This window comes from Kordia algicida OT-1 (genome assembly GCF_000154725.1).
GTDB lineage: Bacteria > Bacteroidota > Bacteroidia > Flavobacteriales > Flavobacteriaceae > Kordia > Kordia algicida.
Map to the genome: position 1 here is coordinate 4097947 of NZ_DS544873.1, position 15990 is coordinate 4113936.

Annotated in this window: 16 protein-coding genes; 11 read left to right on the forward strand and 5 right to left on the reverse strand. The window is 33.0% G+C overall.

From position 1 onward, the window contains the following. Positions 1 to 19: 19 nt before the first annotated feature. Together KAOT1_RS17520 and KAOT1_RS17525 are read left to right on the forward strand one after the other, a co-directional pair. The gene (locus KAOT1_RS17520) at positions 20 to 1300 is read left to right on the forward strand and encodes a hypothetical protein (RefSeq protein ID WP_007096215.1); all 1281 of its coding nucleotides are present in this window, start codon (positions 20 to 22) and stop codon (positions 1298 to 1300) included. Next, the gene (locus tag KAOT1_RS17525) at positions 1290 to 2438 is read left to right on the forward strand and encodes a glycosyltransferase family 2 protein (RefSeq protein WP_007096216.1); all 1149 of its coding nucleotides are present in this window, start codon (positions 1290 to 1292) and stop codon (positions 2436 to 2438) included. Before KAOT1_RS17520 ends, KAOT1_RS17525 begins: the two co-directional genes overlap by 11 nt. Before the next feature lies 1 nt (position 2439). Here KAOT1_RS17525 and KAOT1_RS17530 read toward each other — a convergent pair whose 3' ends face one another. From KAOT1_RS17530 to KAOT1_RS17545, 4 genes are all read right to left on the reverse strand, one after another. Beyond that, positions 2440 to 3162: a glycosyltransferase family 2 protein gene (locus tag KAOT1_RS17530; RefSeq protein ID WP_007096217.1), complete on the reverse strand. Its 723-nt coding sequence runs from the start codon at positions 3160 to 3162 to the stop codon at positions 2440 to 2442. Positions 3163 to 3248: 86 nt separating this feature from the next. Continuing rightward, the gene (locus KAOT1_RS17535) at positions 3249 to 5609 is read right to left on the reverse strand and encodes a TonB-dependent receptor plug domain-containing protein (protein WP_007096218.1); all 2361 of its coding nucleotides are present in this window, start codon (positions 5607 to 5609) and stop codon (positions 3249 to 3251) included. Next, positions 5610 to 6518 (reverse strand): FecR family protein, encoded by a 909-nt coding sequence (locus KAOT1_RS17540; protein ID WP_007096219.1) that lies wholly within the window; start codon positions 6516 to 6518, stop codon positions 5610 to 5612. A 50-nt stretch (positions 6519 to 6568) separates the two neighbouring features. Beyond that, entirely contained in the window at positions 6569 to 7078 is a 510-nt protein-coding gene (locus KAOT1_RS17545) for an RNA polymerase sigma factor (RefSeq protein ID WP_007096220.1), read from the reverse strand. 187 nt (positions 7079 to 7265) lie between these two features. On the opposite strand from KAOT1_RS17545, the gene KAOT1_RS17550 reads away from it, so the two are divergent. The 6 genes from KAOT1_RS17550 to KAOT1_RS17575 all read left to right on the forward strand — a co-directional run bounded on the left by KAOT1_RS17550 (position 7266) and on the right by KAOT1_RS17575 (position 11611). After that, a complete protein-coding gene (locus tag KAOT1_RS17550; protein ID WP_007096221.1) occupies positions 7266 to 8150 on the forward strand; it encodes a hypothetical protein in 885 nt (294 codons plus the stop codon). 129 nt (positions 8151 to 8279) lie between these two features. Further along, a complete protein-coding gene (locus KAOT1_RS17555; RefSeq protein ID WP_007096222.1) occupies positions 8280 to 8495 on the forward strand; it encodes a hypothetical protein in 216 nt (71 codons plus the stop codon). Between the two features lie 62 nt (positions 8496 to 8557). After that, entirely contained in the window at positions 8558 to 9157 is a 600-nt protein-coding gene (locus KAOT1_RS17560; RefSeq protein ID WP_007096223.1) for a methyltransferase domain-containing protein, read from the forward strand. 99 nt (positions 9158 to 9256) lie between these two features. Beyond that, the gene (locus KAOT1_RS17565; protein WP_040559666.1) at positions 9257 to 10069 is read left to right on the forward strand and encodes a DUF6503 family protein; all 813 of its coding nucleotides are present in this window, start codon (positions 9257 to 9259) and stop codon (positions 10067 to 10069) included. After that, positions 10066 to 10641, forward strand: a complete 576-nt coding sequence (locus tag KAOT1_RS17570) for a DUF2911 domain-containing protein (RefSeq protein WP_007096225.1) — start codon at positions 10066 to 10068, stop codon at positions 10639 to 10641. The genes KAOT1_RS17565 and KAOT1_RS17570 overlap by 4 nt, the downstream gene beginning before the upstream one ends. A gap of 160 nt (positions 10642 to 10801) precedes the next feature. After that, positions 10802 to 11611: an endonuclease/exonuclease/phosphatase family protein gene (locus tag KAOT1_RS17575; RefSeq protein ID WP_007096226.1), complete on the forward strand. Its 810-nt coding sequence runs from the start codon at positions 10802 to 10804 to the stop codon at positions 11609 to 11611. Positions 11612 to 11716: 105 nt separating this feature from the next. Here the strand turns inward: KAOT1_RS17575 and KAOT1_RS17580 are convergent, their stop codons facing one another. Next, positions 11717 to 12652 (reverse strand): hypothetical protein, encoded by a 936-nt coding sequence (locus KAOT1_RS17580; RefSeq protein ID WP_007096227.1) that lies wholly within the window; start codon positions 12650 to 12652, stop codon positions 11717 to 11719. 374 nt (positions 12653 to 13026) lie between these two features. On the opposite strand from KAOT1_RS17580, the gene KAOT1_RS23040 reads away from it, so the two are divergent. The 3 genes from KAOT1_RS23040 (at position 13027) to KAOT1_RS17590 (ending at position 15961) form a co-directional block, all read left to right on the forward strand. Then, on the forward strand, positions 13027 to 13200 hold the full coding sequence (locus KAOT1_RS23040; RefSeq protein WP_007096228.1) for a hypothetical protein: 174 nt from the start codon (positions 13027 to 13029) through the stop codon (positions 13198 to 13200). Positions 13201 to 13337: 137 nt separating this feature from the next. Beyond that, complete coding sequence (locus KAOT1_RS17585; protein ID WP_007096229.1) at positions 13338 to 15299, forward strand: tetratricopeptide repeat-containing sensor histidine kinase; 1962 nt, start codon at positions 13338 to 13340, stop codon at positions 15297 to 15299. A gap of 11 nt (positions 15300 to 15310) precedes the next feature. Next, entirely contained in the window at positions 15311 to 15961 is a 651-nt protein-coding gene (locus KAOT1_RS17590) for a response regulator transcription factor (RefSeq protein WP_007096230.1), read from the forward strand. Positions 15962 to 15990 lie beyond the last annotated feature (29 nt).

Genomic DNA, 15990 nt, shown 5'->3' on the forward strand with positions numbered 1-15990 from the left:
TTTTACCAAAACGAAAATTGTGAAGTGGTTGAAACAAAAAAGTAACATTGCGATAGGAATTCTATTCCTCATTACGTTTGTCGTGGTACTTCGCAATCCGATTGGCGTTTTCCCCGATTCTCAAGGTTATCTAGAAATGCACATTATTCGTACGCCAGGATATCCACTATTTTTAAACGTGTTTCATACTATTTTTGGCGACAATTATCAATTGCCAACAGTCATCTTTCAGGTGTTATTTGGTTGTTTTGGCATCTTCTATTTTATCAACAAACTACGCTCGCTACAACTTTTAAACACATTTTTTAGTGTATGTTTTACGCTCGTTTTACTCATGCCATTTGTATCAGGTTTAAAAATTGTCAACAACATCCTGTCGGAAGCAATATCATACAGTTTATATCTCATAATCATTGCGAAATTCATTGCGTTTTTCATCACAAAAAACAAAAAAGAACTCTATTATTCATTGCCTATATTAGGAATTTTACTCATTACACGTTATCAATTTGTCTATCTCATTCCGTTGGCGTTATTGCTTATTTTTTGGGTAAGTTTCAAAAAAAAGCAGTTCAAGCAATATGGTATTTTAGTACTCTTATTTTTATCGCTTCCGCTGATGACTTCCTTGGCGGATAAAACCTATCATAAAATAATTCACGGTCATTTTACAAGTACGCCGTGGACAGGAATGAGCATCATTACACCTGTATTATTTGTCGCTGATGCAGAAGATGAAGCTGTGTTAGAAACGACGCAGGAAAAAGAATTTTTCAAAAAAACACATCACAATCTGGTAGAAGCCAACATGCATATCAGTAAGCTGAATTTGAATCCGAACGAAACACCAACGTTGTATTACATCAACAATTACGCGAATTTGCAGATGGGACCGATTTTTAAAAATGCTGATGAAATGATGGATGATTCGCAGTCTAGAATAGAACAATTCATCGCGCTTGACGAATTCACAAAAAAAGTTTCAAAACCATTAATTGCAGACAATTTTACCAAATGGCGACGAATTTACACAGGCAACATGATTTTTGGTTTTGGCGGTATGAAACTCGCGTTGCTCTATATTTTTATCGCAATCTGTAGTTTTATTGCGTTACTCAAACGAAACCATAACACATACAAAGTTTTATTGCTAATTTCGCTGGCATTAATTGCAAACATTATGATTGTTTCCATCGGAATGCACGCAGTAATCCGATTTACTTTTTACAACGATTGGGTACTATTTCTCACTATTTTTATTTTATTAAATTCGCTTAACAAAAAACTGTATGAATCCTGAATTATCTATAGTGATGCCGTGTCTCAACGAAGCGGAAACCTTGGCAATATGTATCAAAAAAGCGCAATCATTTTTTGAAAAACACGGTGTAAACGGAGAAGTTGTCATTGCAGATAATGGAAGTACAGATGGTTCGCAAGCCATTGCAGAAAAACTCAATGCACGAGTAGTTCCTGTTGCTGAAAAAGGCTATGGAAATGCACTAAAAGGCGGTATCAAAGCAGCGAAAGGAACATATGTAATTATGGGCGATGCGGACGACAGCTACGATTTTTCTTCGCTCGAATTATTCCTAGAAAAGCTACGCGAAGGGCATGATTTAGTCATGGGAAATCGCTTTAAAGGCGGCATCAAAAAAGGTGCGATGCCATTTTTACACAAATACTTGGGAAATCCAGTATTGTCATTTATTGGAAGATTATTTTTCAATATAAAAATTGGAGATTTTCATTGTGGCTTACGCGGATTTTCCAAAGAAGCATTTCATAAAATGAACCTCAATACTACGGGAATGGAATTTGCTTCGGAAATGATTGTAAAATCGAAACTCAACGGACTAACGTTTGCAGAAGTTCCCACCATATTACATCCAGATGGACGCACACGTCCGCCACACTTAAACACATGGAGCGATGGCTGGCGACACTTGCGTTTCTTACTATTATACAGTCCGCGATGGTTATTTTTATATCCTGCATTTCTGCTGATAATTGTCGGCATTATCCTATCGGGAATTCTTATAGTAAAACCGTTGGATTTTGGCGGAATCATCTTTGATGTACACACCTTATTATACACCGCGAGTTTTGTCATCATTGGATTTCAGTTTTTAATGTTTTACGGATTGACGAAAGTTTTTGCGGTAGAAAATGGATTGTTGCCCAAAAGTGATCGTTATCACAAACTATTCAACTATTTCAATCTGGAAAAAGGGTTGATTGTTGGTTTTTTAACCTTAGTTGTTGGAATTTATCTCAGCGTTCACGGATTATTAGCTTGGAAAGCGACAAGTTTTAGCGATTTAGATCCTGCGGAAACATTACGTATTATTGTTCCTGCGGTTTTTACGATCATGTTAGGATTGCAAATAATTCTCTTTAGCTTTTTCTTTAGTATTTTAGGCTTAAAAAAGAAGTGATTTAGCTTCTAAAAGCACCATATTTTAAAATACAATAAATAGCTCGTACGCCATCTTTCCAATTGATTTTCTTTCCTTCTTCGTATGTACGTCCGTAATAGGAAATACCAACTTCGTAGATTCTAATTTTCGGAACTCTTGATATTTTTGCAGTAATTTCAGGCTCAAAACCAAAACGTTTTTCCTTTAATTTGATGTTTTGAATAATAGCTGTTTTAAACATTTTATAGCATGTTTCCATATCTGTCAAATTCAAATTGGTAAACATATTTGATAAAAATGTTAAAAATTTATTTCCGATAGTGTGCCAAAAAAACAAGACTCTATGCGGATTATTTCCCATAAATCGCGAACCATATACAACATCTGCATAACCATTTACAATAGGTCTTAGTAAATCGTTATATTCTTGCGGATCGTATTCTAAATCAGCATCTTGAATTACCAAACAATCACCTGTAGCTTTGCTGATTCCGGTGTGTAACGCAGCTCCTTTTCCGGTATTAACTTTCTGTTTGAAGAATTGAATATTCGCCGAAGGATTGGCATTCATATATTGACGAATTTTAGCTTCGGTAGCATCCGTTGAACAATCATCTACAATAATAATTTCCTTCTCAATATTCTGTATTAAAATGACCTCTTGAACTTTTGTCAAAATTTGGCAAATAGTTGCAGCTTCATTATACGCAGGAATTATGATAGAAATTTTTTGTACAGTCATCAGGTTCGTTTCTGAGCATCTAAATGCAAGCACTCAGATTTTCAACTTCTAAAATATGACTTTATTTTTTAATTGACAATCAATTGTTAAAACTCCAATCGTACCATAAAATTAGGCGTTCTTCCCAACGAAATTTTATCAATAGTTCGCAATTGAAATTCGGCATTTTCTGTGTTTAGAATAACACGGTAATTTCGGTTCAATATATTCTTCTGATTGTATATATTCAACAACGAAAATCCAAAAGAAGCCTTTAGGTTATTATTTTTAAAAGGTTTTAGTTCATACTTCGCTGAGAAATCCAAACGATGATAAGGTTGCAAACGTTCCCCATTTCGTTCGCCATACACAATAGCAATATTGTCCGCATTGTCACCTTCCAAACCTGTTGCGAAGGTATACGGACGCGAAGTTCGGTAACGCCAGCCAAGTGATAATTCCAAAGCGCCAAATTTCGCCGATTGTACCAAAGACAAATAATGGCGAATGTCAAAATTACCCGCAAAAGCATTGGTATTGTTTAAATTATCAAACTGAAAATCGTTTCGTGTTAGTGCATAACTTACCAAACTTGTAAAATTATAGAAGCGTTTTTTGACCAAAACATCCAAACCTGTAATGGTACTTTCGCCAACAGAAAGCGTGTTGCTTTCTTCTTCAAAACCTCTGGAAAGTGTTGTTAAATTATTAATTTTTTTATAATACGCTTCTGCATCAATATTCCAAGAATTGTACTGAAAAGTTCCACCAAAACTTACTTGTTCACTTTGTAATACGGGAATTGTAGTATCGTTTGCAGCAACCCAAACTTGATTTTCCAACCCAAAAGTTTCTGTTTCAAATTCTATAATCTGACTTATAAATTGATATTGACGTTCCGCAGAAAAAGTCAAGTTAAATTGTTCATTCAGCTTTTTAGAAATGTGAATTCTTGGTTCAAAAAAGAAATTGCCAAGTTCTGTAGCATAACTTCCGCGAATGCCTGTAAAAACGTTCCAATCACGAAACTTAAAATGATGTTCGCCAAAAATAGCGTGAATGGTATTTTTAGAATTTTCAGAAGTAATAAAAAAGTCAGGATCAAAAATAACATCCGATTGTTTTCCGATGGTATAATCTAATTCATTGCGAATCAGCTCATAACCGCCAACGAAAAAATGCTTCTTATTGAGTTGATATTCCGATTGAAAATGCAGTCCGATTTCGGTTACTTTATTCTTTTTCACGGTTTCATAATCAAACAAATTTGACAACAATTCTTCGCCGACATATTCAAAATTATAACGAGAAGCTGTCACGCTTAATTCCGTTGCAAGTTTTGAAGTCCAATCATTTTTCCATGTTGCGCCAATTCCACGATTGTTGATGAATAAATCATCTTTAGTTCGTTGATTAATCTCATCAAACTTTGATTCAAAATCAAGTTCATTTTTAGAAAAAATTGAACTTACAGTCAACTGACTATTTTTAGAAAGATTGGCAATGATTTTAGCTGTAAAATCTACAAAATAATAGCTATTATTTGTTTGCGAAAGTACATCACTAAAGGTTTCGTTGTTATCAGTAATTTTTGTGTTTTGAAAAATTTGCTCTGAAAATTCGTCAAATGTAACCGTTTCAAACGCATCCGAATACGAGCGACGAAAGGAAGTGATAACCGCTACGTCTTCGCCAATTGGTTGCTGTACAAACGCATCGACATAAATCATATTTGCGCCCAATCCGACAATGGTTTTCTTAGGAATTTTGGAAAGCGATTGAATGTCAATAACACCCGAAATATGATTTCCGTAGCGTGCAGCAGCAGCATTTTTATAAATTTTTACATTTTCGATTACATACGGATTAAAAGACGAAATCATTCCAAAAAAATGATCGTATTGATACATTTTAATATGATCCCACAAAATCAAATTTTGGTCAGGAGTTCCACCACGAATATTCAATCCTGTTGAGGTTTCGTCTGGACTTTGAATGCCTGGAATTAACTGTACACTTTGCAATACATCTGGCTCCACAAAACCTGGCAACACTTGAAAATCTTTGGGAATTGCTTCAATGGCGCCATCTATATTTTTAGAAAAACCTGTTGTTAAATATTCAGAAATGATAACTTTATCTAAATCAATTATACGTTCTTTTAACGTTTTTTGCTGCTTTTTACGAACTTTTAGCACATACGTTTTTGCCGTAATTTTTTGAAAAGATAAATTCGTTTGGCGTGAAATTGCTTTTAAATTTCCAGACAGTGTTGGCGGAATTTTTTTAAGTGTGATAAACTTTCCCTGAACAATTTTTGAGTTGTATGAAATGCTAATATCGTAGCGTTCTTCAATATCAGTGAGTACTTTTTTAAGTGGCGTATTGTCATAAGCCGTTGTACGTTCTTGCGAATGCAATGCTTGGAAACATATAAGTAAAATATAAACTAAATATGCTTTTTTCATTTACCTTTTTGAGAGCGTCACTACGTTATCATTCAATGTGTAATCAATATCCATTGCTTCAAAAACTGTTTGTAATGCAACAGCACGATTGTTGTTGGTAAAGCGTCCTGTAAAACGTTCTTTGGTGAAACTTTCGGTGTTTTTTATTTGAAGTTGATATTGATTTTCTAAAGCTTCAATGACTTCCGATAATGGTGTTTCCATAAAAGAACTTTGCCCTGAAAGCCAATTTTTTTCTGTAGTGTCAAATGTCCAATTGCTAACAACATTTTGATACGTTCGTACAGCTTTTCCTTTGGTTAAAATATGTTCAGCTTTTGCTGTATTTATTACATTTACCTTTCCTGAGTAGCATTGTACTTCAAAGAAATCTTCGTTAGTATTTACATTAAATGTTGTTCCTAAAACTTGTACACTTCCTTCTTTTGTAATAACCGTAAACGTAGCACCTTTTGTAACTTTAAAATAGGCTTCTCCATCTAGATGCAATGTTCGATTATTATTCCAGTTGTCTTTATCGTAAAATACCGTTGATTTTGCATTTAAAGTAACTTCTGAACCATCAGGAAGATTTACAGCAAGTTGTTGTCCAAAATCTGTTTCAAAACTTGTATTTGAAGTTTTCATAAAAAAGTAAAATCCAAACAACAAAACCAATGAAGCCGCAACAGCATACACATAGCGTAAGTTAAGCTTTCTCACCTTTGGTTGTGTTGCTATTTTCTCTTTGATTTTAGCCAAAGCAGTAGCTTCATCATACGCAGGATCGCTTAATTTTTCCGTTGCGCTGATAATTTTAGCATAGGCTTTGTAATCTTCTGATTGTTCAAAAGCATGCTGTTCTTCTGGAGTCAATTCTCCACTAAGCCATTTTGCTATGTCTATTTCGTTATTTTTTTCACTATTCATGATGTCTCACTTATCTTATAGACAACTCAAAAGTTGCTTACCCTACCTTTTTAAATATCACCAATTTCTTTTCTGAGCGTTTTCAGTGCATTCCGCATACGCTTTTCAACAGCTTTTTTTGAAATATCGAGAAAAACAGCAATTTCTGCATAGGTTTTTTTGTCAATTCGATTCAGCAAAAATACTTCGCGTTGTTTTTCAGATAAACCGGCAATGGCATTTTCTAATTTGGTTAAAAATTCTTTTTCTTCTAATAAAAACTCCGGACTTTCCACATCGACTTCCGACTTTTTCGTTTGTTGATGTTGTAGCACAATTTTCTGATGTTTTACGACATTCAAAAAAGCATTATTGGCAACTCTTTTCAAAAAGAATAAAGCGTTTGCAAACGGAATCTTTTTACAATTATTCCACAACTTAATATAAGCTTCTTGTACTAAGTCTTCCGCCAAATTTTCATCACCACATTTATAGTAAATATAGTTACGCAACGTTCTAGAATGCTGCTTAAAAAGCGCATCAAAATGTTGAGACTCACAAACTGATTTTTTAGGCTTCAATGTGTTGAAAGTTATCTTGTAAATTTATTCGAATCAAAAGTATAGAAAAAATTATAATCACTAAAGCTCTGAAAATCAGTAAAATAAAAAATATTTTTTAAATTTTATTTTGCAAAGGTAGGGCGCAATGCAATCGAGTTGTCTATAATTTGTAAACCCAAAAACAAACAATCTAAATTAAATATTTATGAAAAAGTTTCTAAAATTCTCACTCATCCTAGCACTTGCTATTTTTACATTTTCTTGTAGTAACGACAATACAGATGTAATTCCCGAAGAAGAAAGTACAGTAGTAAACGCTACTTTGAAAGCAAACTTAACAACGTATGCAAGAACAGCAACGACTACTAATCAAGCTGAAAATGTATTTGAAAATAACAATGAAAATAGCGATTCAATTGATAGCTGTTTTACTCTAAATTATCCGTATACAGTTACTAACGGTACTGATAATGTTGTTGTAAACAACGATCAAGAAGCAGAAGCATATGCAAACTTAGGATATATGCCAGCATTTCCGTTAACCATTACAATGGCAGACGGAAACGTAGTAACAGTTGCAGACGAATTTGAACTTTTTCAAGTTTTGGAAGACTGTATAGGTGGCGATATTGATCCTATTGGAAACGATTGTTTTGAATTTAACTTCCCATTAACCGTGGAAACAATAGATGGAGCAACAGTAGTTGTAAACGATGAATTTGAATTATTTTCTGTTGAAGATGCCATCGGTTTTGCATACCCAATTACTGTAACGGTAGGAAATGATATTGTAACTATAAACAGTGATGCAGATTTTGATGCTTTATATAACGATTGCTATGATATTGAACCATGTGATGATTGCGGAACAATCTGTTTTGAAATCGTATTCCCTTTAACGTTGGTAGATGATAGCGGAAACGTAACAACGGTAAACGATGAAGACGAATTTTTTACATACTTAGATGGTTTAGCAGACGATGCATTCTTTACAATTACTTATCCAATGACTATTGAGTATGAAGATGGTACGCAAGCAACAATTAATAGTGATGATGAATTAACAGCAGCATTTGACGCTTGTAATTAATAGCGTTTAGTTACGACGACATTACTAACAATACGTTTTTAAGCCAACGTAAAGTTCTTAATTACTCACCAAAACCCTTGTTTCAACAGAAGCAAGGGTTTTATTTGCTATGAATTGAATGATAAAACAATGAAGTATAAATTCCCTAAAAAACGATTATTGATCTTTTTTCTGGTATTGGTGGTTTTATGTTGGATTTTGTTTCAGGATAAAATTCAAACTATTGGAGACAATTCTGTAAAAGTGATTGAATCTTTTTCGTTAGTTATTGGAACCTCTGTAGCTATAGCGATTACAGTCAAAATAATTATGAATAGTAAAAAGAACAAAGAGAAAAAGAAGTAGTAAAACATAAATTTTATAAGAAGTCAAATTCTTTTCAGAACTTTACATTCAAAATAATTGCTATGAATTCAGACGCCACAAAAGAATATTGGTCACAACGTTACAAAGATAACAGCACAGGTTGGGATATTGGTTCGCCATCTACACCATTAAAAACGTATATCGATCAATTAAAAGATAGAAATCTCAAAATTTTAATTCCAGGTGCAGGAAATGCGTATGAAGCCGAATATTTACTACAACAAGGATTTACAAACATTTATATTTTAGACATTTCTGAAATTCCACTGCAAGAATTTAAACAGCGAAATCCCGAATTTCCTTCAGATCGTTTGCTCTGTGATGATTTTTTTACACATAAAAACACGTATGATCTTATCATTGAACAAACGTTCTTTTGTTCGTTTCCTCCGTTGCCAGAAACACGCGCACAATATGCAAAACACATGGCTGATTTACTAAATCCGAATGGGAAATTAGTGGGCTTGTGGTTTGATTTTCCATTAACCGATGATTTGGAAAAACGTCCGTTTGGTGGAAGCAAAGAAGAATATTTGGAATATTTTAAACCATATTTTGACGTAAAAACATTTGAAAAAGCATACAACTCTATCGCGCCACGTGCAGGCAATGAACTTTTCGGAATTTTTATAAAAAGTTAAAATCTGTTAAAAAAAGAAAGGACTTGTAATTAATTCGACAAATTCAGGAACTAATAAAAAAGTGACCCGAAAGGTTACTTGCAAGACCAATCTATTTTTATGAAATTGATTCCATTATTCTTGGTGATTTCCTTGTTGTTCGGTATAACAGCATGTGAAACTAACGAAAAAGAAACTTCCAAAACAACAAGCAAAGTTGTTGAAACTACTCAAATAGAAGACACAAAATCCGTAGATAAAGCCACCAAAATTTTGCAGGAAACCATTAAAGCACACGGTGGCACTTTGTACGATCAGGCGAATTACCAATTTGAATTTCGTGGAAAAACATTTCGTTTCAAAAATAACGGAAACGAATATAGATACGAGCTAGAAACTACAAAAGGCGGAACAAAAACACTTGATGTTCTTGAAAACGGAGACTTTTCACGCCAAGTGGACAATAAAGAAGTAACACTTTCCGAAAAAAAGAAAAACAGCGCAATTGGTTCGGTCAATTCCGTAATCTACTTTGCAACTTTACCTCACAAATTAAAAGATGCCGCTGTAAACAAAGAGTTTGTAGCGGAAACCACAATTAAAGGACAAAAATACGATGTTTTAAAAATTACATTCAATGAAGAAGGCGGTGGCGAAGATTATGATGATGAATACCATTATTGGATCAATCAAAAGACAAAAAAAATAGATTATTTGGCATACAACTACCAAGTAAATGATGGTGGTGTTCGTTTTAGAAGCGCTTATAATAGACGTGTGGTTGATGGAATTACATTTCAAGATTATATCAATTACAAAGCCGAAGTTGCTACGCCACTAAAGGATTTGCCAGCATTATATGAAAGAGGAGAACTCAAAGAATTATCTAAAATAGAAACTCAAAAAGTAATCAATTTAAACAACAAGTCATGAAAAAAATAGTAATGATACTTGCATTTTTTGCAGTAGTAAGTACCGTAAACGCACAAGATTTTCCAAAAACAGATAAAAGTCCAACAGACATTGCACATTATCCGACAAATGCAGCAAAAAGAGCCTTTGCAAAATCAGATGCTCAGAAAAAAGCATTAGAGCCAAAAATCAGAGTGATTTATGCACGTCCATTTAAAAAAGGGAGAGACGTTTTTGGAGGTTTATTAAAGTACGGAAAAGCATGGAGAGTAGGCGCAAACGAATCTACTGAAATCTTGTTTATGACAGACGTAATGGTTGGTAATACTAAAGTAAAAGCAGGACGTTATTCTGTGATTATTATTCCAAACAAAGATTCGTGGACGTTAAAAATCAATTCCGAAAATGATGGTTGGGGAAATTACTCGTATGACGCTTCTAAAGATGTGGCGAGTATTACAGTACCAACTCAAAAAAGTGATAAAGAATTGGAACAATTGGCAATCGTTTTATACGAAAAAAGTAAAAATGTAGTGCATTTAAAAATTGGTTGGGACACTACAGTTGCTGAATTTCCAATCACATTAAAATAAAAATTATTCAATTTTAGTTTAGATTTTTTTAATTGAATCCTAAGCACTTTCGTGAATTCGAAAGTGCTTTTTTTTTTACCCAACTAAAAAAATTATACGGAATTCCGTAACAAGAGAAGCGCATTTGGCTATTACATTCGTATCATAAAACTAAAACCATATGCGCTACCTTATTATTCTTTTACTCTTTGCAACTACTACAATTGCACAAAACAAAGAGATCACAATCATTTCATGGAACATTCAACATTTTGGAAAAACGAAAAATGCAGAAGAAATTGAAAAAATTGCAGAAATCGTGAAACATGCGGATATTATTGCAATTCAGGAAGTTGTAACTACATTTCAAGGTGTACAAGCTGTTAATAGACTTACCGAAGCTTTAGAAAAAAAAGGCGAAAGTTGGGATTATTTGATAAGTGAAAAAACCAACAGTCCTAGTAGAATGACAGAATGTTATGCCATTGTGTGGAAAAACAAACATATTAAAATTAAAAAAGGGCATGAAGGTAGCTTGGTAAAAGAACTTGATAAAATGGTAGATAGAGAACCGTTTTTAGTTCAGTTTTACGTGGCTGATACTTCTTTCTTTGTGATGAATTATCACGCAAAACCACATAAAAGAAACCCAAGACCCGAAGTAAAAGAGTTATTGGCGTATGTACAAAAGAACTATAAAAATAAAAAATTCATATTGGCGGGTGATTTCAATTTGAGTCAATCAGAAGAAGTGTTTAAAAATTTCAAACTTGCAGGATTCAAACCTGTAAACATTGACCAAAAAACCACTTTAAAACTAATTTGTAAAAATGCTTCATACCTAAATTATCCGATTGATAATATATTTTACACACCTAAGATTAACGCAACTTCTACGAAGATCATTGATTTTGTAAAGCATTGTGATAACTTAACTGCTTCCCGACGTCTTTCAGATCATTTGCCTGTAGAACTTAAATTTAGATTGTAGATACATATATAAAAAAGTTTTTAGAAACATCATTCTGGACTTGATCCAGAATCTTATCCAATTAATTTGGTTACTGTTTTTTGCTTTTCAAAAGCTTTTTTCTATTCAATCTTCTTGCAAAAATGAGCTATTCTTTGGCTTATGCTTCGGGATATATTTATCAATATGATATTGTGTAATATCTTCCAAAGGTTCACCATTTACAGGATGAATTCCGTGACTTTTATAATACTCAAACTTGCCTTTACCTAATTTATAATACCAAATCAATGGTGTTTTATTATTCGCTTCAAAGAAAGGTGTCTCAATATCAACCGTTACTTTCTTTAAATTCTTAAAATCACTTTCATCGTAAGGAACTACTTTTGTTAGGTATGTTGGATGAATCGAATCTGCACAGTTTGCAAGTTTATATTCTATTCCGTTCCAAGCCATGCATTTCTCTGGAATATTTGTCAAATTATTCTTTTCAATCGGAATCTTCTCCGTATTGGTTTTTACTTCTTGCATTAAATAATTGATCCCCAAAATGAGACTTATACAAACCAACAAGGCAATGCCTGCAATCTTGTACCAAGAAGAATTTCGGGTCTTTGTAGGTTTATTTTCGTCTTCCTCATTTTCTCCAGGCGTATTAACTGTTTGTGGTGGATCATTTTCAGTAGTTGGAACTTTCTCATCATTTTCTTCTTGTAAATATTTAAAAAACGGTCTTGGTGTAAAATCTACGAGCCAAGCTGTAAAATCGACATTCTCTGACGTTGGTTTTTTTGTTCCTCCATTCAGAAAATTTTGAATGGGTTTAAACTTTTCTAGTTCATAATTTTTTATAAAATTTTTCCTGTCTGATGTAGCATCAAATTGAAAAAAGGCATTTAAAATTCTAGTGTCTTCTGCTTGATTTCTTTGTTCGAAAAAATGCAAACATGCTTTCTGAATTTTCTTTGGAGTTGGCTTGAGCAAGTATCCAGATTTTTCAGTGTTTTCTTGATGCTTTTTTAGGATTTCTGCTTTGTATGTTGCTTCAGTTTTAGGTGGCATAGTTATTATTTTTTTCAGAATTTATCGGAATTCTTCAGAATCTTTCGGAGTTCATCAGAATTTCAAAGAAACATTCGGAATCTTTGGAATTACTTGAAAATCAGGGGTTAAACTCAATATATATTTGCTGTAACAATACATCAGTGTTATGAATTGCAACATAATACTTGTACAAGATTTATTGTTACGGAAAGCCGTAAAAACAGCTAGTCAATAGTATTGAGAAGTAACCTAGAGACTTCTGTTGATACGCTTTCCTCTTCTCAAAAAAGCGAAATACAAAACGTATTTCCTGGCCTTATCAGAGTGATAAAAAATATCTGAGATCAATGTCTCGGACGGCCACCTAACATTCAAATTTTAATACATAGATTATGAGAAAAATAAGCATCATAGTTGCTATCGTATTTTTGAGTTTATACACCGTTTCGTGTACGCCAGAAGTTTTAGCAGAAGAAGAATATACTGAATTGCAAGCCACAGAAGGAGATGATGGAGATGTTACTCCGCCACCACCGCCACCGCCACCGCCAAATGTTGGAGGATAGTAAATAAGTAGATAACTAATTCATCGCCTGAGAAGCAATTCTTGGGCGATTTTATTTTTTGCAAAAACCTTAAAAGTTAAAGAGACTCTTTGTGTATAGTTTCTTATATTTATTGAAGTTTTTTCAAAATAAATTTCATGTATTCTAGCTGCCAAATAAATACCTTTCAACGTATATTTCTTTTCTTATTTTTTTGCTTTCTTATTTCTTGTAATACTACTATTGACGAGCAATCAAAATTAGTTTCGGTTCAAGACTCTATAAATTTTTATTACAAAGAAGCTTTAAATGAAAGCTATTTAGAAAGTACGAAATTAGAGAAGCTTGAAAAAGGATATAAGCTTGTTATAAAATATGACAATCATTCTATTAATGGTTTAAATACATTGTATACCAAATCTTTACAACATTACCTAGCTAAAGAAAAAGATAGCTTTTTTATTGTAAGTGATTTGTTACTTGCTCGCGCTAAAAGTATGGATAATAAAGAGTATCAAGCAATGTACCATGATTTAGTAGGCAGTTATTACAGAAGATTGAATAAAACAGACAAAGCATTATATAATTTAAATGAAGCCAAAAAATTATATATACAAATCAAAGATAGTATCAAGCTAGGTAGAAATTTAATCAATATTGCAACTTTACAAAAAAATAGAAATGATTACCATGGAGCAGAAGAAACAGCAGTTGAAGCTTTAACATATTTAAAAAACTCTGAAGACAAAAAATATATTGCAAGCATACATAGTCTTTTAGGAAAAATTCAACGAGAATTGCTTCGTTATGAAGATGCTGTGGGGAATTATAATATTGCCATTAAAAAAACTCCAAGTAAAAAAGATAGATTGGAATATGAAAATAACCTAGCGGCAATGTATAATGACTTCGATGAACATTCGAAAGCAATTGAGTTACTTCATAAAATTAAACAAGATTCATTATTAAAAAAACATAAAAAACTAGAGGCAAGAGTTATAGATAATTTAGCATATGCCAAATGGTTGAAAAATCCAGAAGCTAATGTGATTGATGAGTTTCTTCTAGCATTAAAAATACGCAATTCTATAAATGATATCACAGGACTTTTTGCAAGTTACACACATTTAGCAGAATATTACGTAAATAAAGATGTAACAAAAACTATTGAATATGGAGAAAAAGTAATTGCCAATAGTAGAGTTTACAGGCGACCCAATGCTGAACTTGATGTTTTGCGAATAATACATACTGTAAAACCTAATGATATTACTATTAGAGATCGGTTTATTGCTTTGCGTGACAGCATGGATGTTGAAGAAAAGAAAGCTCGAAATTTATTCGCAAAAGCAAAATATGATACAAAAGAAGCTAAAAGGGAAAACGAAAAACTCCAATTAGATAATGCAAAGAAAGATTTGGAAAATGAACGACAACAACAACAAAAAACCATTATCTCCATCATTGCGGTGGCTATTGTTTTCATTGCCATAATTTACTTTTATTTTCTGTATCAAAAACACCGACGCGAAAAAGCATTACAAGTGTACAACACAGAAACACGAATTTCGAAAAAAGTGCATGACGAACTCGCCAATGATGTGTATAATGTTATGGTAATTTTACAGAAATCACTAAAAAACAAAACACCCTTACCTCCAAAAGTATTGAATCAGGTAGAAGATATTTATGTGCGAACCCGAAATATTTCACATGAAAATCACAGTATCGATACTGGAGAAGATTTTGTTGATGGTTTGCGCGAAATGATTAGTGATTTTAATACCGAAGAAGTTGCCATTATTGTAAAAGATATTGAATATCCAGCTTGGGAAACCATTGAAAATTATGTAAAAATTATTATTCATCGCGTGTTGCAGGAGTTAATGGTAAACATGAAAAAACACAGCAAAGCCAATGTTGTGGTGTTGACATTCTCTACAAAAGATAAGAAGCTTATGATACATTATTCCGACAACGGAATTGGCTTGCCGTTTATCAAAGCTTCAAAGAAGGGATTATTAAATATGGAAAACCGTATACAGAGTGCTCAAGGATCGCTTAATTTTGATTCAGAGTCAGGAAAAGGATTGAAATTAAGCATGACTTTTCCGATATAATTTACCTGTATATGTTTAAAAAAATATTAGTAGCCGAAGATTTAAAAGGAATAAATGAAGGTATTGTTTCCTTTTTAAACGAAAATTTAAAAATTGAAAAACTAGAGTTAGTTCAGTATTGTGATGATGCATATTTGAAGTACAAAAAAGCCATTCTCGATCAAGAACCTTATGATTTGTTGATTACCGATTTGTCTTTTGAAGGCGATTATCGAGAGCAAAAAATAACCTCAGGCGATAACCTTGCCATGAAAATTAGAGAAGAAGATACGAACACAAAAATTATTGTGTACTCTGTCGAAAAACGTTTCTCAAAGATCAGGAAATTAATACAAGATATTGGACTAAATGGATATGTCTGTAAAGGAAGAACAGGTTTGGACGAGTTGCTAATTTGCATCAAAGAAGTCTACAAAGGAGAAATCTATTTATCTCCAGAAGTACGTCCTGCATTAACGCGAAAAGATATTACAGAACTGAGTAATTTTGATATTGAAATCTTAAAACACTTGTCGGAAGGACACATTCAAAAAGATATTGCAAGGTTGATGTTTACCAGCACAAGTTCTGTCGAAAAACGTCTGAACGCACTCAAAATCGTATTCAGAGCAAAAAATACCACACATTTGGTGTCAATTATCAAAGACTTGGGACTTATTTAACGTGAGTTCGACGTAAGAATTTTAGTTTG